Raw genomic sequence first — 22,411 nt, 5'->3', positions numbered from 1 at the left:
TATTTAGTTATCATGTTTATAGTGCAAAGATATAAATATATACATGCAGATACAACAGATACAGTCTATAATAGTATAGACAAAATCTAAAACTCGCTTGTGAAGTGGAAACGAATATCCGGGAAATCCTGCCTTGCCATCTGAAGCACGTATGGAGAGTCTGCAAGATAAACGTCTCTTCCCTCTCTGTCGACAGCCATATATTGTGCCTTACGCTTCTTAAAGTTTTCAAGGATGGCAAGATCATCGCTCTCTATCCAGCATGCTTTGTAAAGGCTTACCGGCTCCCAGCGACACTTTGCCTGATATTCGTGCAAAAGTCTATACTCTATCACCTCGAACTGGAGCTGCCCTACCGTTCCGATAATCTTACGACCATTGAACGTACTGGTAAAGATCTGAGCAACGCCTTCCCCCATAAGCTGTTCAACTCCTTTCTGAAGCTGTTTGGTGCGCATGGGATCGGCATTTTCAAGATACTTAAACATTTCCGGAGAGAAGCTGGGCAGACCTTTGAAATGAAGGATCTCTCCCTCCGTGATAGTGTCTCCGATCTGGAAGTTTCCCGTATCTGGCAGACCGATGATATCCCCTGCAAATGCTTCGTCCACGGTCTCTTTCTTCTGCGCCATAAAGGCAGTAGGACTGCTGAAGCGAAACTGCTTTCCAAGGAAACGCATGTGGGCGTATGGTTTATTCCGCTCAAAGCGACCGGAGCATATCTTCAAGAACGCGATACTGCTGCGATGATTAGGGTCCATATTCGCATGAATCTTAAATATAAATCCGGTCAATGGCTCCTCGTAAGGGTCTACGGCTCTCTCTATTGCATCAATAGGGCGGGGAGAAGGCGCAAGGCGGACAAAACAGTCGAGCAGCTCTTTCACACCGAAGTTGTTCAGAGCAGAGCCGAAAAATACCGGAGCCACTCGTCCTGCAAGATAAGCCTCCTCGTCAAGCGAAGGATACACTTCCGAAAGAAGTTCAAGATCATCCCGGAGCTTATCTGCCTGTGCATCCGAAATATGTTGGGTCAGTTCGTCGGACTGCAAATCATCTATGTGCACACACTCTGTTACTTGCTGCTTGCTCGGTTTATAGAGATCCAATCCACCCACATATCGGTTGTAGACTCCTTTGAAACGTTCTCCGGAATCTATTGGCCATGTTTGAGGAGAGACGGCAATACCGAGTTCTTCCTCTATTTCATCCATCAAATCGAACGGATCCCGTCCTTCGCGGTCCATCTTATTGACAAAGACCATCACGGGAGTATGTCGCATACGACACACCTCCATCAGGCGGCGAGTCTGTTGCTCCACCCCTTTGGCAGAGTCCACCACGATGATTACACTATCCACAGCAGTAAGTGTACGGTAAGTGTCTTCGGCAAAATCCTGGTGACCGGGCGTATCGAGGATATTCACTTTATACCCTTCATACTCAAAACCCATGACAGAAGTCGCTACGGAGATACCTCTTTGTTTTTCTATCTCCATCCAGTCACTGGTTGCGCTCTTCTTTATCTTATTGCTTTTTACTGCGCCGGCTATATGTATCGCGCCTCCGAAAAGGAGTAGCTTTTCGGTCAGAGTAGTTTTCCCCGCGTCGGGGTGAGAGATAATCGCAAACGTTCTGCGACGTTTTATTTCTTCTATATAAGACATCTGTATAATATTCGTCAAAAAGGAAAGATAAGGCTACTCGAAAACCTTGTTCTCCGAACCTCTTGGGTTGTAGCTTATTCCTGATTGTACACCTGCTCCAAAGAGCTTTTCCAATCGTGTACCGAGTCCGGAAGTATTGCCTCTATCTTACTTGTATCCAATACACTGTATAGAGGACGGACAGCTACCGTGTCATAATCTTTTTGCAGACACTTCTCCATGGATAAAGAAGCTGTTTTAGGATCCAAATCCAATATGGCACGAGCAAAATCGTAACGAGAGACAGCTCCTCTGTCGGCAAAGTGATAGAGACCAAACGGTATCTTTCCCTCTTTGGATTTGATGCGCAAAAGAATGCGTATGATAACGTGTGCAAGATTGAGTGCAGAAGTCGGGCTTCCGACTTCATCCGTAACGAGACGCAATTCACCCTGACTAAGGGCTACTCGCCGTATCTTGGTGTAAAAGTTGTTGCCATAAGCAGAGTAAAGCCATGATGTACGAATGACATACGAACGCGGACAAGACTCCTGCACAGCGATTTCTCCCTCATGCTTGCTCTTTCCATAAGCATTGCAGGGAGCGGCAGGATCTTCCTCTTTCAGTGGTGAAGAAACCGGCTCTCCGCCTCCAAAGACATGATCCGTACTGATGTGCATCAAAATCTTCCCTTTATTATGACACAGTTCGGCAAGGAACTTGGGTACCTCATAGTTGATTCTCCGCAATTCGTCCGGGTTATTCTCGGCGGCATCTACCGAAGTAAAAGCTGCGGCATTAAGTATCACATCCGGCTTATAGAGGTCAAAAAAGCGTTGGACATTGGCTCTATCGCTTAGCTCTATCTGGTCTCTTGTCGTTGGTAACCACTCTATCTCATCATTCGGAGAGTAGTTCCGCATGATAGCGTTCCCCAACTGACCTGCGGCTCCGGTAAGCCACACTCTCATCTTTTTCTTTATTCTGCTCATATCTGCCACAAAAATACAAAAAGAAAGGGATATTTTCGTGATTCTTTCTACATCTTTGAACGCAAAAATATCTCATTAAAAACTCATAATTAGAGAGTTGTACAACAAACAAGAAAATACTATCTTTGGAAAAACCTTCAATACTATGGCAAAAATATTAGACACCCCACCTCAAGAGGTACAAGAGAACCTCAACACACTTAAAAGAGATCTGGATGAAAAGATTCCATCCAAAAAGTTAGACAAAAACCTGCTTATTGCCAGCTGGAACATTCGTGGTTTCGGCGACCTGACACGAGAATGGGCAAGCAAAGAGGACGACTCCCCCAAACGAGATCTGCACTCCACCCTCTGCATAGCAGAGATCATCAGAAGATTCGATGTTGTTGCCGTGCAGGAGGTCAAAGCCAACATACGGGCATTAAGGGATACGCTGAAAGTTTTAGGAAGCGACTGGTCCATGATCCTTACGGATGTCAATAAAGGCGATGCCGGCAACGGAGAACGGATGGCGTACCTCTTCGACACAAGAAGAGTAAATCTTTCCGGGCTTGCGGGCGAACTCGTCGTGCCGGATCAGTGGCGAAAAGGTGTTTCGGAGAATGTAATGACGGAGCAGTTCGTACGCACCCCTTATGCCGTAAGCTTCAGATCCAAGAATCAGACCTTTATCCTCATCACTCTGCACGTGATCTACGGGAAAAAGTCTAAGGACAGACTCGGAGAGCTGAAAGGGATAGCCCAATGGCTCTCCGGTTGGGCAAAGGACGTTAATGCCTATCACCAAAACCTCATTGTCTTGGGAGACTTCAATATAGATGCTCGTGGAGATCTGCTGAACAAGACTTTCCTTTCGGAGGGGCTCTATGTCCCGGAGGATTTGCAGAATCCGGAGGTTACCCGTTCCATATTCGATAAAACCAAATTCTACGATCAGATCGCATGGTTCAACGGCAAAGATGGAGAGCCGAAACTCTCTTTGGAGTTTGTCCAAGGCGGTAGTTACGACTTTGTTCCAACGGCTTTGAACAACAGAGGACTCACGAAACAGCAACTCTCATTCATGATTTCGGATCACTATCCGTTGTGGGCAGAATTTAAGCTCTAACGCCTCGACACAAAAATATAAAAATGCCACCCGATACACTCTTCTCGGAAGGGTATGTCGGCTGGCACTTTTATATAAAAACGAGAGCTGAATTTTCCTGAATACAGAATCTCTTCTTCAATCGTTTTCACGCCCCCGACTCTCACCGATAAGCCCCAAGAGCCTAACAGATAAGCAGATAAAAGAAATCGTCATCTTTCAAACTTTTTTCCTTTTGGTCGGATTTAGGGCTCATTTTACGCACAATAAAAGTTAAAAATAACACCTCTGATCGTAAACATTCTCTAACAACAAAAATTGGATCAAAGAGAAAAAAACAGGAGAAAATAGCTAAAGCACTAATAATCAAACAAGTAATCAAAATTTCTAAACACGTTAATTGAATCCGGTAAACGTGTTTAATGAAATCACTAAACGTGTTCATTGAAAAATTAAACACGTTAAGCCGACAAAATATGCTCGTTTAGTGTTTTTGCTTAACAGGTATCGGAATTTGTGTTAATAAAACAGCCCGAATTTAACAATTCTCTCGTGTTCTGAAAACGACCCTTCCGATCAAAATAGAGAGCAAGAAAAAAGGGGGCATTTTTCGGGATGGAATATATAAAAATGAAGATTGAAAATCTCTCCCGAACAGAGAGCAAAGAGAGCAAAAAGAAGATAAAGAAGGAGTTATTATATAAATCTCTCATGAAATCCAAGATATTATTGCTATATTTGAGACCTAAGAAAAAAATGAAAAAAAGAGATTTCACATATGGAATATCTATGGAACTTGAAGAGCTTGACCTCGGAAGAGGAGCGAGTTGCGGCGGAGCTGTCTTCGTCCTCGATGCTTCTACCCATGGTCGCGAAGCTCTTTGTCCAGCGAGGTGTTACTACTCCAGAGCAGGTACGGATGTATCTACAACCGGAGATAGAGGATCTGCACGATCCGTTCCTTATGCTGGGCATGCGAGAAGCCGTGGACCGTCTCAACAAAGCCTTAGGGCAGAAAGAGAGGATCTTAATATATGGAGACTACGATGTAGATGGAACCACTTCGGTGGCACTGATGTACAAATTTCTCCGGCAATACACAACCCAACTCTCCTACTACATACCGGAACGCTACAATGAAGGCAGTGGCATCTCTTTCCAAGGCATAGATCATGCCGAGAGAGAGGGGTGCAAGCTAATGATTGCACTTGATTGTGGCGTAAAGGCAGTAGAGAAAGTGCTATATGCAAAGGAGAAAGGAATAGACCTTATTATCTGTGATCACCACGTCCCGGATGCAGAACTTCCGGACGCTGTGGCTATTCTTAACCCCAAAATACCCGGATCCACATACCCGTTCGATGAGCTTTCCGGCTGCGGTGTGGGGTTCAAACTCTTACAGGCATTTACTATCGACAATGGAGGTGATCTCCGTCAAGTCTATGATCTATTAGACCTCGTGGCGGTGAGTATCGGTGCAGACCTTGTAAGTCTTACGGGAGAAAACAGGGTAATGGCCTGCCACGGACTGAAGATTCTGAACAAAAATCCGAGACTCGGGCTACGGAGCATCATGGATGTCAGTGAGATAAAGACCAAACGAATAACCATGAACGAAGTGGTCTTTAAGATAGGTCCGCGAATCAACGCATCGGGAAGAATGCAAAATGGAAGGGAGTCTGTGGATCTACTTCTTGCCGCAACGGCAGGAGAGGCACGCAAGATGACCAAAAACATAGATAGCTACAACTCCCAACGCCGAGAGTTGGATAAGTCCATCACCGAACAGGCTTTGGAAAGAGTGGAAACAGAGACAGCCACAAGTCCTACAGGAGAACCTCTTGCCAAACAGAAGATTATAGCCCTTTACGATCCGTCATGGCATAGAGGCGTGATAGGTATTGTGGCTTCCAGACTTACCGAGCATTTCAACCGTCCGAGTATTGTCCTCACTCAGACCGGAGGCGGTGAAGATTTGGTCTGTGGCTCGGCAAGAAGCATTGGCGGATTCGATATGTATGCCATCATAGACCAGTGCAAAGATCTGCTGATCAACTTCGGCGGACACACTTATGCCACCGGCTTCACTCTCCATAAGGACAACGTGGAAGCCTTTATAAAACGGATAGAAGAGCTGGGAGAGAAAGAGGTGAGCAATGAAGTGCTTACGCCTCAAATCAACATAGACTTGGATATCAAGCTCTCCGATATTACATCCACTTTCAGAAAGCAATTACGCGAAATGGCACCCTACGGTCCTCACAACGAGAAACCGGTATTCCGCACCACAAATCTGGAGCTTGCCTCCTCGCCCAAGTTTATGGGAAAAACAAAGAGCCACGTGAAGCTGGCCCTTAAAGAGGATGGAACGGACGAGATATTCAACGCCTTTGCCTACAACTCCCAGTATAAGATAGAAGGATATAAGAGAGGAGCACGCATCGACATCGTCTATACCATAGAAGAGTATAGCCGTATGGGTAAGAACATGGCGCAGCTCCTACTCCTCGATTTTAGAGTACTCTCCTGATGGAACGGCAGTCCGCCAATGAAGCTGCAAGTGTATCTCCTTTGGATATACTCCAATGCTATTGGGGTTACGATGAGTTTCGCCCGATGCAGGAGGATATCATCCGCTCCATACTGAACGGCTACGACACTCTGGCACTCATGCCTACCGGAGGCGGTAAGAGCATTACCTTTCAGGTGCCGGCTCTTATGTTACCGGGCATTACCGTCGTTATCACTCCCCTTGTAGCCCTGATGCGAGATCAGGTAAGCAGGCTTCAAACATTGAAGATCAAGGCAGAGTATCTCCACTCAGGGATGTCGTCCGGAAAGATTATAGAGGCTCTCGACAACTGTCTCTATGGGGAATATAAGCTGCTATACGTCTCTCCGGAACGGCTCGTATCCGAAACCTTCCTCCGCCGAATAACCAACATGAATGTCTCTCTTATTGTCGTAGATGAGAGCCACTGCGTCTGTCAATGGGGATACGACTTTCGACCCAATTATCTCAAAATAGCCGACTTCCGTACTCACTTCCCCGATACACCGGTCTTAGCCCTTACCGCAACGGCAACGACAGAGGTGGTTGCAGACATTCGGGACAAACTGATGTTTCGGCAACCGGCAAAGCTGTTCCAGCGGAGCTTTTACAGGAAAAACCTCAGCTATGTTGTCAAACCCACGACAGACAAGCTGTCGGATCTGGTGAATATACTCAACAGTGTCAAAGGATCGGGACTGGTATATGTGCGTTCACGAAAGAAAGCGAAGCTCTATTGTGATCTGCTCAACGAGAATGGTATAGATGCGGCATACTTTCATGCCGGTCTTTCGCACGATAGCAAGGTTAAGAAGCAGAAAGCATGGATGAACAATGAGACCCGAATAATGGTCTGCACAAACGCTTTCGGGATGGGGATAGACAAAGAAGATGTTCGGATCGTGGTGCATCCCGAACTTCCTACCGCTTTGGAGGACTACTATCAAGAAGCCGGACGGGCTGCGAGAGACAATAAACCCTCGTATGCCGTTCTGTTATTCGATCCGGCGACAGACCTTTCTGCCGTAGAGAAAAGAGTGTCAAGCGGTTTTCCCCCTCGAGAAAAGATACAAAAGATATATGGAGACATCGCCAGCTTTTTGCAGATAGCGGAAGGAGCCGGGACAGGGCACCTGTTCGAGCTGAATATTTCTCTCTTCTGTCATCTGTTCCGACACTCTGTACTGGAAGTGCATGCCGCTCTTTCGCTCTTGGATATAGCAGGATATATAGACTTTGAAGTGGATCAGAATATGCCATCAAGAGTGAAGATCACCCTCTCCCGTCATGAGTTGTACCAAGTGATGGACGAGGCTTCAGATCTGCATTACAGGGTAGTGGAACTGCTACTAAGGAGTTATACCGGTCTGTTTACAGAGCATGCCATAATAGACGAGCCCAAACTACGCACACAGTTGGATATGGATGCAGATACTTTTTACGGAGCCATGCTGCATCTTAACAGGTGGGGCGTTCTGGACTATATACCGGGCAAGCGAGCCTCTTATATCCGTTACAAAAGACCGCGATGCCTTCCGGAAAGCATACATATCTCCTACGACAGCTACGAAAAACGGCTACAAAAAGAACGCGATAGAGCCGAAGCGTCTATCGCGTATGCTTCTTCCTCGGCAAGGAAATGCCGTTCGCAGGTTCTTCTAAACTATTTCGGGGAGACTCACTCCCTGCCTTGCGGTTTGTGCGATGTGTGTCGGGAAAGGAAACCATCCGGACTCACCTTTCGCACGATGGAGGTTATTCTGGATTTTCTATCGCAAGCCTCGTTGCCCATAAACCTGTCCGAGGTATGCAAATCTCTCAATGCCCCGAAAGATTATATACTCCAAAGCATCTCTTTTGCCAAGAGGGAGGGTCATCCTTATGAGGTTCGGGAGGATGGCATGATATTGAAAAAGAGAGCCGAAACGGATTAAAGTATCACAATCTTCATACCCGGATTTTTCCCTCGTACTTCCGGCATTTCGGTAAAGAAGTCGTACTTGATCTCCACATTCCCGATACGGGATATTCTGTCCGAGCTGAAATCATAATCTATCCGGTATGGTCCTATCTGCTCTACCCTGTCGTTGCTGAACTTGTACTTGATCGCGTATGGACCTATCTTTTCCAACTTGTTGTCCCTAAACCGATACTGCAGCTCCCAATTACCTATCCGAGCCAGACGACCGCGATAGTCGTATGAAAGTCTTGCATATCTGTCATTGTTTTCCCTCATCACATGATCATAAATGACCCTTCTGCGACGGAGGATTTGAAAGTTGGTCAGCTGTCCCTCCACTATCATAAAACGGACTTCTCCATTGATGGTGATATGTGCAGACCTGCCGGTTGGACGAGGCCCGAACGTAAAGTCGGGTTCTTCATCCCTATCCCATTCATCCAGATACTCCCATGTTCCATCGGCATGAAGCAGTACTTCTTCGCCATCTCTGGTTACGGCTATCTTTTGAGCATAAGCAGACGCTGTCGTTCCAAGCACAAGAAAAAACAGGATAAGAATCGAGTGGTATCTCTTCATGGCTATGTACAGTTTACTGTTAGGTTTTCTTTTCCGGTCTCTATGCGATCTCTTCACGATCGCTCTGTGGCAAAGGTAAAAATAAAGGGAGAGCTTTGCAAGACTCATACTGTTACTCCCTTATTTTACTATCTTTGTTTTCAACTTATATCAGAATTACAAGTCGATGACAAACAGACAACAAAACGATATTATAGTAGCCATAGACGGACATTCTTCTTGTGGAAAAAGCACTATGGCCAAATGGCTTGCCAAAGAGACAGGATACAGATATATAGATACCGGAGCCATGTTTAGAGCAGTAACGCTGCACACCATGCGCAAAGGTCTTTGGAGAACAGATGGAACAGAACCGGCCATCTCCGATGTAGAGAAAAGCCTCGGCGATATCTCCATAGACTTTAATCCTGACAACGGACACACGCTTCTCTGTGGGGAAGATGTCGAACAGGAGATAAGGGGCATGGAAGTCTCTTCCAAGGTTTCGTTCATCTCCACAATACCTGCAGTGCGAACGCTGCTCCTGGAACAGCAACGTACCATGGGTGCTCAAAAGGGAGTCGTTATGGATGGAAGGGACATCGGGACGGTGGTATTTCCGAATGCCGAACTAAAAGTATTTGTAACGGCAAGTGCGGATGTTCGTGCCGAAAGACGCTTCAATGAACTGACAGCAAAAGGAGAAAAGGTCTCTTTTGAGGAGATCCTTCACAACGTTCAAGAGCGAGACCGGATAGACTCATCCCGTGCAGTAGCCCCTCTTAAACCGGCAGAAGATGCAATCATGCTCGATAACAGCGATCTTTCGATAGACGAACAAAATGAAATCATGCTGTCGTACTTCCACGACACCCTAAAAAAAAAAGTTCCTCTAACAGATCCCTCAGCATAGAGATAGATGAAGGATCCGGCTTCTGTTTCGGTGTAATCAATGCGATAAAGCATGCAGAGAAAGAGTTGGAATCGGGAGAAGCACTCCAATGCCTTGGGGATATTGTTCACAACAATCAGGAGGTGGACAGACTCGAAAAGAAAGGTCTCAAAACGATTGACTACTCTAATTTTAATACTCTAAATGGCGGCAAGGTTCTGTTTAGGGCACATGGCGAACCTCCGGCAGTATATGAGTTTGCCCGCCAACACAATATCACTGTGGTTGATGCCACTTGCCCCGTCGTATTGGCACTTCAACGCAACATCAAACGCACCTTTGAGAAAACACGAGATATAGATGCACAGATTGTCATATTCGGAAAGCACGGACATGCGGAAGTGAATGGTCTTGTAGGGCAAACCGGAGGAAAAGCCATTGTAGTGCAGAACATGAATGAAGTTTCCAAGATTGATCTCGACCGCCCTATCGTGTTATTCTCTCAGACCACGATGTCCATAGCTGGATTTGAAGAGCTTATCTCCTACATCGAAACCCATAAAGGTGCAGATGTCATATTCCAATACAAAGACACGATATGTCGGCAAGTTTCCAATAGAATACCTAATATCGAGGAGTTTGCCAAGAAAAAAGATTGGATCTATTTCGTAGCAGGAGACAAGAGTTCCAACGGCAAAGTCCTCTTCGGACACTGTAAAGCGGCAAATTCCAACTCCTACTTCATCTCCTCCGCAGAGCAAATATCAGAACCGCTACCACTATGGGTCAATAGCGTCGGTATATGTGGTGCAACCTCTACACCCAAATGGTTGATGGAAAAGATAGCTGAAAAAGTGGCACAGATCAATAACACAAAGCCGGAGCAGGCAGAACAGTAATCGAAATAAAAACGATACGAAAAAATCCCGAATGGCAGAAGGTCATACCTTGAAGCCATTCGGGATTTTACTTTATGCCCCTCTCAAGAAAAAGGATGTCTACTGCTGTTTGTCCGGATGTGCAGGTCTCTTTGTGGGAATGGCACCTCTATACCATTTGCATTAAATTCATTAAATATCGCATAGTAGAGTTCGCTCTTCAGCACTGTAGGTCTTTGGATGTAGGTAGAAGTCCAGACGATCAACTCAAATTTCAATGCGCTGTCTCCATACTCCACAAACCAAAAGTCCGGAGCCGGTTTACTCAGCACACCGGGGTGATTGCGAGCAACGTTCAACACAATCTCTTTCACTCTCTCCGGCTTTTCCTTATACGCCACACCCACCGGATAACGAAAGCGAACAAGTCTGTCGCTGTGAGACCAGTTGATCACATTTCCATTTATAAACTGTGAGTTCGGCACGATGACCGATATATTGTCATTCGTTACTACCGTTGTGGCTCTCATGGATATCTCTACCACATCTCCCGATATATCGCCAACCTGAATGCGATCTCCCACTTTAATGGGACGTTCAAACAGGATAATGATACCCGACAAAAAGTTATTGGTGATATTCTGAAGACCGAATCCGATACCCACTCCAAGTGCTCCCAAGAGCCAGCTGAAAGTACCAAGTTCAAAACCGGCAGACTTAAAGATGAGCAGGAACCCCAAAAACAGTATCAAATATCTGATGATGGTAACGATGGCAGCACGCGTCCCTCGCTCGGAGATACGCACCAGAAGCCTGTTGTCCAAGAGTTTGGAAATCCGCCGTACAAGAAAGATGAGAACGGAAGATGCTACTATCAGATAGAGTAGCGTCAGCAGTGTAAAGGTGCTTCCCTTAACATCGAATATGACAAAGTTCATAATCTCCTGAAGCTTTGTCCAGATGTCAGTCATTGTAGTAGAAAGGTTCATAAGGTTAAAGATCATCTTGAAAATAAATGGAGAATTTCCCGTGAGAGTCATAAACAAAAATAGGAATAATATTCCACTTTCAATTCTGTTTCCATCACGGATAAGAGACATTATGATGCCTATATAAATGAATTAAAAATGATTATCTTTGTTCAGTTTACCAGTAATAAAGGAAACACTCACAACAAAAAAACTATATCTTATGAAAGCATTTGTATTTCCGGGTCAAGGTGCACAGTTTGTAGGCATGGGAAAAGAGCTTTACAACAACAATGCCGAAGCCAAAGCCATCTTTGATAAAGCAAACGAAGTACTCGGATTCTCCCTCACAGACATCATGTTTGAAGGAACAGCCGAAGAGCTTAAGCAGACCAAGGTAACCCAGCCTGCTGTTTTCACTCACTCCTATGTTTGTGCCAAGATATTCGGAGCAGACACCCAACCCAATATGGTAGCCGGACACTCTTTAGGAGAGTTCACTGCTCTTGCGGTAGCGGGCGTATTGGAGTTTGAAGATGCACTTCGTCTCGTGTCGGAGCGAGCTCTTGCCATGCAAGACGCGTGCGATGTAGAACCAAGCACCATGGCAGCGATCCTCGGATTGGATGATGCTGTTGTAGAAGAGGTTTGTGCCGGTATCTCCAGCGGTGTCGTCATCCCGGCCAACTATAATTGTCCCGGACAAGTCGTGATATCCGGCTCTAAAGCAGCCATCGAAGATGCTTGTATCGCTCTTAAAGAAAGAGGAGCAAAGCGCGCATTACCTCTGCCCGTAAGCGGTGCATTCCACAGCCCATTCATGGAACCGGCTCGTCAACGTTTGGCGCAAGCGATAGCAGCGGCTGCATTCAAGGCTCCGAAAGTACCGGTTTACCAAAACGTGGATGCTCGTCCACATACCGATCCGGAAGAGATCCGCACCAACCTGATAGCTCAACTCACAGCTCCTGTACGCTGGACACAGAGCGTACAACAGATGGTAGCTGATGGAGCAACAGAATTTATAGAATTCGGACCCGGCAATGTCCTTCAAGGTTTAGTCGGGAAGATTGCATCAGGAATGGCAACAAAGGGGTACTCATAAATAGTAACCAGTTTATGGTAAGAACACAGCAATAATTGTAACATAAACATAGAAGCTTAGAGGGTGTGCCCAAACAGTAATTTGTTCACACCCTCTTTCTTTTTGTTGATATTCGATGCCCGTTTTTGAATCGAGGCTGTGCCAAAGTTCAACTTTGACACAGCCTCGACTTATTTTAATTGTAAGATCTGGCCCGAGCACTATATCCTTTCGGATAATTTTGGAAGTCGAACCTAAACCTTCCAAGTTTTGTTTACCATCACATAAATCCTATATATCAATGCGAACAGAGAATGAAAAATTATTAAAATCTTTTTTAGACGCAATCTGATATGCAAAATCCAAAGAACAAATAGAGTATCTATACCCGGCTCCCATTGTATATTTTGAAAAGACTCCTTGGCGATAGTAGCCGGAGCGTAGAGCTATACCGCTTGAAGTTGAGGCTTCTAAGCCTACCCCTCCATACAGCGGATAACGTTCTGATGAATGAAGTAAGTAACTTCCCATTGCTGCCAAGGTCAATTTATACTTAGTTGAACATTGAACCGATACAGAGCTACCGATCTGAACTTTTGATGAAAAGAACCACTTCTGCTCAGCTTTAGGAGCAAATAAAGCACCAATATCCGCCATTTTTACGGTAAAAATATAGTCCGCCGGCAGTGTTTTGTTAGCTAAGTGGAATCTTCCCTTATAGGAACTACCAACTGAAGCCACAAGAGCCCTGCTAAGATCTCCATAATGACTCTGAAGATATGAAATTCCGGTAAAGGCTGATAGCTGTTTGGAAATCATGGTTGATGTCCCAAAATCCGCACTCCAAACGATAGGATGAATAGTGGCTCCTTCTCTTCCACTCATATCGACAGAGGGAATAAACAGCCCTGACTGGTACCTCATCCCAGCCATGATATTGAAGCGATCAGATATGGGACAACCTAATTCAATCGCATGTGTCTTAAGTCTTCCATTATCGCTCCGAGGAAGAAGTCCCAAGGAGTAATTGGCATAAGGTCCAACGGAAGCACTGCGAGAAATTGGCTGACTGCCATATAGACTTAAAGTATTACCTAAGCCTAAGTATGCCTCACCAAGAGCCGCCCCTTTTACATTGACATTTGTCTGTAACAGATCAAATATCGGTCTTTCTTGTGCGTGAACAGAAAGAGTGATACCACTAAATAAAAGCAGACCAACAAAAATATTCTTTATTCGTATCATTATCTTAGTTGATTTTTATAAAAGGACGCTTTACTCGCTTGCCATTACCCTCCACAATTAAGAAATAAGTTCCGGCAGAAAGATGCCCGATTTGAAGTGGAATCAATCTACCTTCTTCATTCTCTATTGATACATGTTGTAAAAGCATTCTTTGTCCGTTTTGAGAGTAAACTTCGACTTTGGCAGAATATATATCATCCGATAGTCTGACATTCAACTCTTTCTGAGCTGGAATCGGATAGACCAAATAGACAATATCATCCTCTACAAGTTGGAGATCAAATGGAATTCTTGCTACCGCTCCATGAGGATCCTTAGCTGTAACCTCCATGTGAACAAGCCCTTTCTTTTCCGCTTTTATTGATAATTTATCTCCATTTATCACCGGAATGGCAATTGTTGGATTATAGGAATGTGCCTCAAAGCTTAAATCCTCACCCTCAAAGTCTGAAAAATACTTCATCAACTGAAGTTCAAAAGAAGAAGCTTTGGTAATGGGTATTATTTTAGAAGAAATCTTCTCTACTACATTAGGTGCTTTATTGACTGCTACTGTGAAAGGAATATCCAAAACACTCCGACTAAAATCATTAAAGACTATCAGCTTGATGTTATATCTTCCAACAGGCAACACTCTGTGAAAACGGAATTTAATAAGATTTCCTTTCCTTTCAGCCTCCACGCCTTTTGTTTCTCCTTCTATTTTATACTTCCAATCATATCCGTCAGAATCTTCGACTGCAACATCAAGACACGCAGGATCCGATCCCACGAGAAGGATATCTTTATTGCTAGAACGGGAAAGTTTAGGAGGAATTGTTTTCAGAGTTGTAGAATGAAAAAAGTATGGTTTAGATTGATGTCCCCATCTGTCCATTGAAATAATAGCCATTGAATATTCAGAGTCTTGTTCAAGAGAAGATAGCCTATACTTTACAACATCTCCGGACTTAAGCTGAGGTTGGCAAATCTCAATTCTCTTTGCTTTCAAAATATTTTTCTCATTCAACTCTTTATCTTTAAGACAGCACAGATAGTAAAGAATGGCAGTTTCGTCATCTTCATCGGCAACTGCTCGCCATGTGAGGTCTAAATAGTTAGGTCCTCTTTCGACATTAACATTTTCAACCATCTCCGGCTTCTTGTTTTCATCTATGCTAAGGGCCTTTGCGGCATCTATAATCCCGATCCCTAATTTTCCCACAAAATTGGGATTAAAAGAATAAAGATCAAACGGTCTCAATGAAGAGAGCAAACGCTTCTTCAAATCTTCATTGGTAAAGCCTTTTCCTCCAAATTTTGAAAGAACCAAACCGGCAACTCCGGATACCAACGGCGCCGCTTGAGAAGTCCCTTGCATATAGCCATACTGATTGTCCGTAACAGTGCTTAAAATGAGAGCATCCGGATTTCCATAGTCATAATCCCCTCCAGGAGCAGCAATATCTACCCAAACTCCACTATTGGAATAAACAGCACGTTTTCCTGCCGGTCCGATAGAAGAAACTGCAACAACCCGGCTGTAAGATCCGGGAATATACCAGATCTCCTTCGCATTGTTACCTGCGGCAAAAACTACGACTCCTCCTTTCATCGGAGATCCAGAAGCTTGCTCTCCTGTTTTAGGATCTATACCCGCCATATCAATAAAATAGTCAATAGCCACTTTATATGATCTGGGCAACTCATCAGGACCCGAAGAGCCTCCCATTCCCCAAGAACATTGGGCTACTACGGCTCCATGCTCCGCGGCATAAACAAAGGCACGAGGTGCGGCAGCAGGATTATTTCCTTGATCGGAGAAGACCTGGCATGACATTATCTTCACTCCTTTCGACGAGACATCTCCACCTGCGACTCCCGCGACACCAATTCCATTCATCCGACGAGCTGAGATGATTCCTGCAACATGAGTTCCATGATCATCAGGCTCTATATTCCCATTATTAAGGACAAAATTATACCCATTCACATCATCGCCATACTCTCTTGTTTCCGGAGGATTGACCCAGATATTTTCTTGAAGGTCTTCATGAGTTACCTCTACACCTCCATCCAACACAGCAATGATAACATTTGGCTTACCGGTCTCTATCTCCCATGCAGCCAAAGAGTTGATATCTATCCCCTTCACATATAATGGAAGCTGTTGAACATTGGAGTGATGCCATTGATATGGGAGGCGGGGATCTGCTTTAGGATTTTCGGATCTTAATGCAAAAGAATTATTGGCTCGTATCGGTACACTCTCCGGTTTAATCGGCTTATATATAGGCTCTGTGTAAGAAAAGACATCCTTAAGATCTTCTGCGGATCTGCCGGCACGAAGAACAGTAGTTTTCTCTTTGTCAAACTGAATATCATACCAAAGATGAAGCCCTGCTGCACGCCTGTATTTCTCATAAGCGCCTCCATTTCCGGGGAATACAGGTGTCATAGACTTCGCACCAATAGATGAGAGAAAAAGATCGAGACTGGACGAGCCGGTTCTTAGGCCATCCTTATTTCCTGTTATGGAAAACTCTTTCTCCAACTCAGGAGTCAGCATGACTCTCAGATATCCCTCTTCTATAAAAGCTTTGTTAGATTCTATTTTTTCAACCTCCGGTTTATTATCTCCCTTATCGGGACGCTCCGGATATTCATCTTTCCGACATCCCATAACTCCTACTGCAAATACAATAAGTATTGCTACAAGATTTTTATGAGATACCATTTTCATTTTTATCTTTCTCATAGCAGCCTATTATTCTTGCATTGGGAGGAACATCATCATTACCGAAGGAAGACCGCCGTTAACCTCTTTCACAGAGCTAACACGAACTCCTAAAAGAAGCTTTTTCTCTTTATGTGGATAAAATCGTCCAAACTCATCTCCCGTAATGATAGGATCCCCAAAGCCTTCTTTTTTAAGAAGAGCCTTAAACTCATCTGTTGGGATATAATTATTCTGATTGGATCTATAGAAAAACTTGCTAATATCGTAAGTGAAACAGACCATATTGGCAAGCCCTTTACCATCTTGATTAAAGATGTAATATCTACCGATGTAGGTATTGTCATTTACATCAAAATAGTAAAAATTATTTGCAGATTTTTTTTCTGAGAACTTTCCACCATGAGTAGATTCCCATGCCACTACAGTATTAAGATTTGTATTTTTTGAAAGATCTCCGTATCCGAATGGCAACCTTTCAAAGGTTGGCATCGGTCCCGGTTGACGTCGAATGAAATTGAATTCTATTCTGGGTTCTTGACGAGGGACATCATAAATGACATTAGCTACGATTTCATAGCGAGTGCCATTGGGCAATTCCTTCCTTACGGCATACGCCCTCTCCTTACCATTATCTCCTTTCAATTCAAATCCCTCTTTAAGAAACAACTGATGAAATTCCGGTTCAATCAACATTGATTGTTCACGAGTACGCAAAGTAGCACCTATCAGTTGCTTTGTGCTGAAAGTATATTTAATATCCAGAATAATAGGACTTTTTACATTGTAAGTGTGGGATCCGCCATTGAGATAAGAAGAGTTATGTTCTACCGAATTTCCTCTGCTTTCCTCAAGTTCTTCCACTTCTGCCATAGTAGCTTCCGGGATCAATATAGGAAGGATGTAGTGAATCAATCCTTTCTGAAGGACTTCAATCTCACGTACTTTATCTCCACTTTTCAAAAAGATTTTTGCATTTCGCTCAGATGGGTCGTTGTTTTCTTCAACCTTTACAACAAGAGTATTATCTCCCGGAACATGTGAAAGTTGAATCCAACTTGCGTTGGTTTCACTCTTCCACTCCTTATTATTGGTAATAACGGTTATTCGAGTGGTGCTTTCTCTCTGCAAAAGGTCTATACGATCTTGAGATACTGATATTTCAGTAGGAACTCCCGCTTGAGCTATCGGGATTTTTCTCAACAATCCTCCTGCAACAACAGATACTTCCGCCTCTCTTTTCTGTACAGTCGTGTTCGGTTCAATATTTATGGTTAGTTCTCTACTCGTTTGATTTGTCTTTACCCACTCTGCATTGGAGAATGCTCCCCATTCTTTTTGGTTAGTGGTTATAACAATTATTTTACTTCCTCCTTCTACAGAAAAGTCCAATGTAGAATAGTGCGAAAGTTCCAATTCGAGAATATCCATTTTAGAATGGTTGCAGCCCGATAGGATCAACAATAGTATAGTAGAAAAAATGAATAATACTTGTTTAGATTTCATTATTTGTATTTTCTAATTAGTCAGACATAAAAACTTAATTTTTCGTTTTAACATCCACGAGTTTAGGATCTGTGAAAATACCACGATCTTTATCAATTCCAAAAACCATTATCACATAGTCTCTATTTTTTCTCATAGGATGAGTCGTTGGAGTTATAGTTATCTCCCCTTGACTAAATTCAAAGTCCTTTTTTCTTAAGTGAATTGATGCCAATTCATACCCTACGGCTTTCAGCTCCTGAGGTGTTCTATTAGGGGCTCTTCCGTCAATGAAGGACTTTCTTTCATGAACGACCATATAGGTATAATTGCTATTTGATGGAGTAACTTTCGCAATGATTCCATTGTTAAGTACTTCTTCGATTTTCACATCAAACGTAAGATCACTGACAGATTGTTCCGGTAGAGTTTTAATCTCTTTATAGAAAATTTCAGAAGTCTCCGTACCATCATAATTGACACCAAAAGCATACACAATGTAAGAGGTTCCCGGTCGTGCCAGTGAAATTCCTGAATAACTCAAATTCTGATTCAACCGAGACCCTTTCGTCGTAAGTTGCCTTAAGGCATCTTCAATAGAACCGGCACTGTTCCAAAAATGTCTTTCATACTCCAAAATACCATTAGCGCCACCTATTTTATCCCACTCTTCCTTTAAAATAGAAGAGAAGTAATAGATACTCTCTTCATCCGAAGGAACAATAGAGAAGTTCGCATCTATTGCTTGTATTCCGTTTATCGTGATATCAAAAGTCAAAGAAAATTTTGGATTTACGACAACTTCGCAAACAGCCTTTACTGATCCTATGGTTGCAGTAATAGTAGCATTGCCTCTGGAGACTCCTCTAACATTTCCATTTTCCACGATAGCAACTTTTTCGTTTGAAGAAGTCCACACAATACGATCGGTAGAAATAGAATTTGGAGTAATTCTGGCTTCAATCACAAAGCTTTCGCCCTCCATTATCTCTTTTGTGGTAGGATTCAAAACGATCTCAGAAGGCACCGGATTAGGAGTAGGATTACCTGACTCTTTTGAGATAACGAAAGTCTGTCCCTTAAATACTATGATGATCGACTTATCTGTCTCCGTAATCTGTAGATCGGAAGTGCTGCCTCCTGTAGCCTCAACAGGTTCGTTGTCTGAGTTCAATACCAGATGCCATGAAGCTCCTCCATCCACACTATATTCCCAATAGTTATTTTTTTTGTTTACTCTCATTATGGGAGTTACTCCGTTTGCTCCATCTTGCCCGGAAGCTTTGATCTTATTGCCATCCGAGTCATACATGTACTGACCATTGATAGTCCAGTAGAACACCCCATCTTCACCACGCTTTACTCCCATTGATGAATTTGTTCCGTCTGTTCCGTTTTTCAAGACAATCTTATCTCCATTACTCATTTCGAGAAGATAACCACTATTGTCATCGAGGGGGCGATAGCTTTTAATTGAAATATTGGAGCCTTGGGTCTCTAAAAGAGTTTTCATCGCCTTGATGTCTCTATTAGCTCCATCTGTCAATTTTTCAATCTTTGCCAGTCTGGTTTCAACTTCATCCAATCTTCTGTAAACATCCTCAAGATTACTGCAAGCCGATAGCATTAGCATACTAAGGAATAAAAAAAGCATTGTTGTGCATTTTGTTCTCATTAACTTCTCCTTTTTTTAGTTGTTAAAATATAGTTGTCTGATCTGTTCGATCTTCTTTCAAACTCAAGCCTCCCGATAAAGTGTAAATTTCAGAAACGGTTATCTGTTCTCAAGTAGTCCGAACTCCCTGTACAGTTATGCCGAGAGGATAAGCCTCTCATAAGAGATCTATTCCTGTTTTTTTAGAGAGCCAAACAATCCCCATACCAGACTTTACACCAACACAATTCAAGTATAAATGGTTTTTCCCGGCAAAGGTAATATTTATTGTGAATAAAGAGGAGCTTCTTTCCATTTTTTTATTCGGCACTTCCGACTTTATCCATTTGCACACATAATTGGCAAAAAAGTCGTTCAAAAGCACTCCTCGTAGATATACACCTCACAACGGATACATTGAAATGTTTCACATATTTCAGACTCATCCATCGGGGCATAAAGAAACGGTCCGGAGCCAAGTATTCACAGACTGAAAGGCGAACGCTTTAGAAGATACAACCTCTGCACATCAATCATAAAAGCACAAGCCGGCTCCTCCCTCAGACCATATCTACTCCGGCTTTACCGCAACACTTTCTACCCGACTCTGCCCAACGCTTTAAAAGAACAGTTTTCTGGTATTTTCATTTTGTTCATGCCATACTTTATATGGTTTAGAGAGCGAAAGCAAATACCTTTTTATGTATTTCCGAAAAAGTTGATTTATAAGACGTTGATAGAAAGGCGTATCAGCTGCCACTCTATCGTAATAGGTCTGCAGAGTGTCTCTCCTAAAATGCAGAATCTCTTCGAGATTATCTCCATCCGCATACAGCCCACAGTGATAGTTTCGCTCGGCAAAAGCTTTATCAGGAAAGTCGAGAGCGCCCAAGCCTCTTATCTTAAAGTTTTTCTCCAAAAGCTCCTTGTACGTTGTCCGGCAAGACTCTCCTCCTCCAAGATTAAAGATATGTCCTCTAAGCTCTTCCCGATGATCCACGGCAGCCACTAAGGCACGAGCCGCATCTTGAGGTGTAATGATCTCTATGGGGGTAGACAAAGGCATATAGAACATAATCTTGGAGAAGTGATGGTTACTTGCACCCATCACCATAGTCAAGCGAAAGATGCTCCAGTCGAGCCTGCTTTTCTGGAGCAACTCTTCCATTCGGATTTTGCTCTCGCCGTAGTTGTCCGGATAAGGAGGAAGCAAAGGATCTCCGACACGAATATTCGGATTATTGAGCCGATCTCCATACACAGCCACAGAAGAGGTCATCACCACAAAAGCATTCGGGGAGTTTTTGGTCAGCAAGTCTATTAAGTTCTCCGTGCCGAAGATGTTCACTCTGAATGTCAGATTGGGATCTTCATAGGCCTTAGGAGGAATCACCGAAGCAGTATGAATACAGACATCTACGCCTTTGGTCGCTTCTTCCAGATCTTCCGGCCTTCTGATATCTCCGTAGAACGACTCAATACGATCCCGATACCTGTTCAGAAAAGCCTCGCCTTTACGAGTCTTCAAATCAAAAGCTCGGATATTGTACTTGTGCGACTCGGACAGAAAAAGCTCCAGCGCCCTACTTCCGACCGTCCCGGATGCTCCTGTAATCAGAATGGTTCGCTTCATATTGACATCTTCATTTTTTTGGTTTGTCATCACACACTTTCATATTATAGCCTCCTACGACTCTATCATTCACCGATCGGCTCAACACAAGGGGGATAAAAGGGGTGGTATACTCTGTCTCAAGACAGAAACTCTGCTTTTAGCCTCTTTCCTCTAAAAAAAATCGACTCAGAGAAGAAGCCTTAGCTTGACATTTTGGCAACAACCATCTGCCAATATTCTTCCGATTCTACTCTCCCCTGTTCAAAACAGAATAGACACCGAAGCTCCGGACTATTCTCAAAGGTGGGATACTACTTGGGAGAGCAAACGATACCAATGGTGAAAGCACTCTCTATCGTCTAAGCAATAAACCGACAAATCTGTCTCGGTCTTCTATCAAATCATTTTCTCTTACTTACATACAACACAAAAATAACATTTTAAGTCCAATATATCAAATAAATAGCACCAAATATTTGTTTCATATTCTTCTTCCATTTCGTCTCCGAACAGGCTCTTTACAGCATCGCTCCTCGTGATCCGATTTGGCTAATTGAAATATCGTTGCTATCTTTGCATACCAAATGGAAATAACGGTTCCTTGGCCGAGTGGTTAGGCAACGGTCTGCAAAACCGGAGACGGCGGTTCAAATCCGCCAGGAACCTCTACAACAGATGCTCCGAAATCTTTCAGTAAGGTTTCGGAGCGTTTCTTTTTCGCCCTTCCACCTTGTCTGCCTATTTCCTTGAGCTTTTTACTCGGTCTCTCTTATCCCCTACTTCCAAAAGGGTAAATCTCCTCCCAGAAAAACGTTCTCTGTTTTGAGAAAAAAGGGCAAGCCTATACCCCGTTTTTCTCACCCGAAAAGAGGAGGTTTCCAAAACTCATTTTTATATATTCCATCCCGAAAAATGCTCACTTTTTTCTTGCTCTCTATTTTGATTGGAGGGGGTGTTTTCAGAGCATGACCAAATTGTTAAATCAGAGTTGTTTTATTAACACAATTTCCGATACCTGCTAAGCAAAAACGCTAAACGAGCATATTCTTTCGGCTTAACGTGTTTAATTTTTCAATGAAC

Annotated in this window: 16 protein-coding genes and 1 tRNA gene; 8 read left to right on the top strand and 9 right to left on the bottom strand. The window is 43.5% G+C overall.

What is annotated here, in order from left to right; genetic code table 11:
• Positions 1 to 86: 86 nt before the first annotated feature.
• Complete coding sequence (locus HQ39_RS02545) at positions 87 to 1,667, bottom strand: peptide chain release factor 3 (protein WP_036863412.1); 1,581 nt, start codon at positions 1,665 to 1,667, stop codon at positions 87 to 89.
• A 74-nt stretch (positions 1,668 to 1,741) separates the two neighbouring features.
• Positions 1,742 to 2,638, bottom strand: a complete 897-nt coding sequence (rfbD, locus tag HQ39_RS02540; protein WP_036863410.1) for a dTDP-4-dehydrorhamnose reductase — start codon at positions 2,636 to 2,638, stop codon at positions 1,742 to 1,744.
• Between the two features lie 145 nt (positions 2,639 to 2,783).
• On the opposite strand from rfbD, the gene HQ39_RS02535 reads away from it, so the two are divergent.
• The 3 genes from HQ39_RS02535 to HQ39_RS02520 all read left to right on the top strand — a co-directional run bounded on the left by HQ39_RS02535 (position 2,784) and on the right by HQ39_RS02520 (position 8,210).
• Positions 2,784 to 3,746 (top strand): endonuclease/exonuclease/phosphatase family protein, encoded by a 963-nt coding sequence (locus HQ39_RS02535; protein ID WP_036863407.1) that lies wholly within the window; start codon positions 2,784 to 2,786, stop codon positions 3,744 to 3,746.
• Between the two features lie 757 nt (positions 3,747 to 4,503).
• Positions 4,504 to 6,255 carry a single-stranded-DNA-specific exonuclease RecJ gene (gene recJ, locus HQ39_RS02525; protein ID WP_036863401.1) on the top strand — a complete coding sequence of 584 codons (1,752 nt, stop codon included), beginning with the start codon at positions 4,504 to 4,506 and terminating at the stop codon, positions 6,253 to 6,255.
• Positions 6,255 to 8,210, top strand: a complete 1,956-nt coding sequence (locus HQ39_RS02520) for an ATP-dependent DNA helicase RecQ (protein ID WP_081965359.1) — start codon at positions 6,255 to 6,257, stop codon at positions 8,208 to 8,210. Before recJ ends, HQ39_RS02520 begins: the two co-directional genes overlap by 1 nt.
• Here the strand turns inward: HQ39_RS02520 and HQ39_RS02515 are convergent.
• Positions 8,207 to 8,923, bottom strand: a complete 717-nt coding sequence (locus HQ39_RS02515; RefSeq protein WP_036846770.1) for a hypothetical protein — start codon at positions 8,921 to 8,923, stop codon at positions 8,207 to 8,209. The two genes, HQ39_RS02520 and HQ39_RS02515, sit on opposite strands and share 4 nt — an antisense overlap.
• 58 nt (positions 8,924 to 8,981) lie before the next feature.
• Here HQ39_RS02515 and cmk point away from each other — a divergent pair, with 58 nt between their 5' ends.
• Positions 8,982 to 9,707 (top strand): (d)CMP kinase, encoded by a 726-nt coding sequence (gene cmk / locus HQ39_RS02510; RefSeq protein WP_036863398.1) that lies wholly within the window; start codon positions 8,982 to 8,984, stop codon positions 9,705 to 9,707.
• Positions 9,704 to 10,585 carry a 4-hydroxy-3-methylbut-2-enyl diphosphate reductase gene (locus HQ39_RS02505; RefSeq protein WP_036789654.1) on the top strand — a complete coding sequence of 294 codons (882 nt, stop codon included), beginning with the start codon at positions 9,704 to 9,706 and terminating at the stop codon, positions 10,583 to 10,585. Before cmk ends, HQ39_RS02505 begins: the two co-directional genes overlap by 4 nt.
• An 83-nt stretch (positions 10,586 to 10,668) precedes the next feature.
• On the opposite strand, the gene HQ39_RS02500 is transcribed toward HQ39_RS02505, so the two are convergent.
• Positions 10,669 to 11,553: a mechanosensitive ion channel family protein gene (locus HQ39_RS02500; protein WP_052079379.1), complete on the bottom strand. Its 885-nt coding sequence runs from the start codon at positions 11,551 to 11,553 to the stop codon at positions 10,669 to 10,671.
• Positions 11,554 to 11,755: 202 nt separating this feature from the next.
• On the opposite strand from HQ39_RS02500, the gene fabD reads away from it, so the two are divergent.
• Positions 11,756 to 12,637, top strand: coding sequence for an ACP S-malonyltransferase (gene fabD / locus HQ39_RS02495; RefSeq protein ID WP_036863395.1), 882 nt, complete (start codon positions 11,756 to 11,758; stop codon positions 12,635 to 12,637).
• 270 nt (positions 12,638 to 12,907) lie between these two features.
• Here the strand turns inward: fabD and HQ39_RS02490 are convergent, their stop codons facing one another.
• The 5 genes from HQ39_RS02490 to HQ39_RS02470 form a co-directional block, all read right to left on the bottom strand.
• Positions 12,908 to 13,861 (bottom strand): hypothetical protein, encoded by a 954-nt coding sequence (locus tag HQ39_RS02490; RefSeq protein WP_036846779.1) that lies wholly within the window; start codon positions 13,859 to 13,861, stop codon positions 12,908 to 12,910.
• 4 nt (positions 13,862 to 13,865) lie between these two features.
• Complete coding sequence (locus tag HQ39_RS02485) at positions 13,866 to 16,598, bottom strand: S8 family serine peptidase (RefSeq protein WP_081965358.1); 2,733 nt, start codon at positions 16,596 to 16,598, stop codon at positions 13,866 to 13,868.
• Between the two features lie 9 nt (positions 16,599 to 16,607).
• Entirely contained in the window at positions 16,608 to 18,008 is a 1,401-nt protein-coding gene (locus HQ39_RS02480) for a BACON domain-containing protein (protein WP_036863388.1), read from the bottom strand.
• 109 nt (positions 18,009 to 18,117) lie between these two features.
• Complete coding sequence (locus HQ39_RS02475) at positions 18,118 to 19,737, bottom strand: PL29 family lyase N-terminal domain-containing protein (RefSeq protein ID WP_081964528.1); 1,620 nt, start codon at positions 19,735 to 19,737, stop codon at positions 18,118 to 18,120.
• Between the two features lie 598 nt (positions 19,738 to 20,335).
• Complete coding sequence (locus HQ39_RS02470) at positions 20,336 to 21,379, bottom strand: NAD-dependent epimerase/dehydratase family protein (RefSeq protein WP_200879165.1); 1,044 nt, start codon at positions 21,377 to 21,379, stop codon at positions 20,336 to 20,338.
• Positions 21,380 to 21,536: 157 nt separating this feature from the next.
• Here HQ39_RS02470 and HQ39_RS09580 point away from each other — a divergent pair, with 157 nt between their 5' ends.
• Both HQ39_RS09580 and HQ39_RS02465 read left to right on the top strand, forming a co-directional pair.
• Positions 21,537 to 21,674 (top strand): hypothetical protein, encoded by a 138-nt coding sequence (locus tag HQ39_RS09580; protein ID WP_160216100.1) that lies wholly within the window; start codon positions 21,537 to 21,539, stop codon positions 21,672 to 21,674.
• A 252-nt stretch (positions 21,675 to 21,926) separates the two neighbouring features.
• A tRNA-Cys gene (locus HQ39_RS02465) sits at positions 21,927 to 21,997 on the top strand.
• Positions 21,998 to 22,411: the final 414 nt, after the last annotated feature.

The sequence above is a fragment of the Porphyromonas sp. COT-108 OH2963 genome (assembly GCF_000768895.1).
Taxonomy (GTDB): domain Bacteria; phylum Bacteroidota; class Bacteroidia; order Bacteroidales; family Porphyromonadaceae; genus Porphyromonas_A; species Porphyromonas_A canoris.
The sequence above is the reverse complement of the archived record's forward strand: the minus strand, read 5'-3'. Positions and strand labels throughout refer to the sequence as shown.

Coding starts and splice junctions, on each gene's coding strand:
- HQ39_RS02545 (WP_036863412.1), bottom strand. CDS start 1,667: ATGTCTTATATAGAAGAAATAAAACGTCGCAGAACGTTTGCGATTATC.
- rfbD (WP_036863410.1), bottom strand. CDS start 2,638: ATGAGCAGAATAAAGAAAAAGATGAGAGTGTGGCTTACCGGAGCCGCA.
- HQ39_RS02535 (WP_036863407.1), top strand. CDS start 2,784: ATGGCAAAAATATTAGACACCCCACCTCAAGAGGTACAAGAGAACCTC.
- recJ (WP_036863401.1), top strand. CDS start 4,504: ATGGAATATCTATGGAACTTGAAGAGCTTGACCTCGGAAGAGGAGCGA.
- HQ39_RS02520 (WP_081965359.1), top strand. CDS start 6,255: ATGGAACGGCAGTCCGCCAATGAAGCTGCAAGTGTATCTCCTTTGGAT.
- HQ39_RS02515 (WP_036846770.1), bottom strand. CDS start 8,923: ATGAGTCTTGCAAAGCTCTCCCTTTATTTTTACCTTTGCCACAGAGCG.
- cmk (WP_036863398.1), top strand. CDS start 8,982: ATGACAAACAGACAACAAAACGATATTATAGTAGCCATAGACGGACAT.
- HQ39_RS02500 (WP_052079379.1), bottom strand. CDS start 11,553: ATGAACCTTTCTACTACAATGACTGACATCTGGACAAAGCTTCAGGAG.
- fabD (WP_036863395.1), top strand. CDS start 11,756: ATGAAAGCATTTGTATTTCCGGGTCAAGGTGCACAGTTTGTAGGCATG.
- HQ39_RS02490 (WP_036846779.1), bottom strand. CDS start 13,861: ATGATACGAATAAAGAATATTTTTGTTGGTCTGCTTTTATTTAGTGGT.
- HQ39_RS02485 (WP_081965358.1), bottom strand. CDS start 16,598: ATGAGAAAGATAAAAATGAAAATGGTATCTCATAAAAATCTTGTAGCA.
- HQ39_RS02480 (WP_036863388.1), bottom strand. CDS start 18,008: ATGGATATTCTCGAATTGGAACTTTCGCACTATTCTACATTGGACTTT.
- HQ39_RS02475 (WP_081964528.1), bottom strand. CDS start 19,737: ATGAGAACAAAATGCACAACAATGCTTTTTTTATTCCTTAGTATGCTA.
- HQ39_RS02470 (WP_200879165.1), bottom strand. CDS start 21,379: ATGACAAACCAAAAAAATGAAGATGTCAATATGAAGCGAACCATTCTG.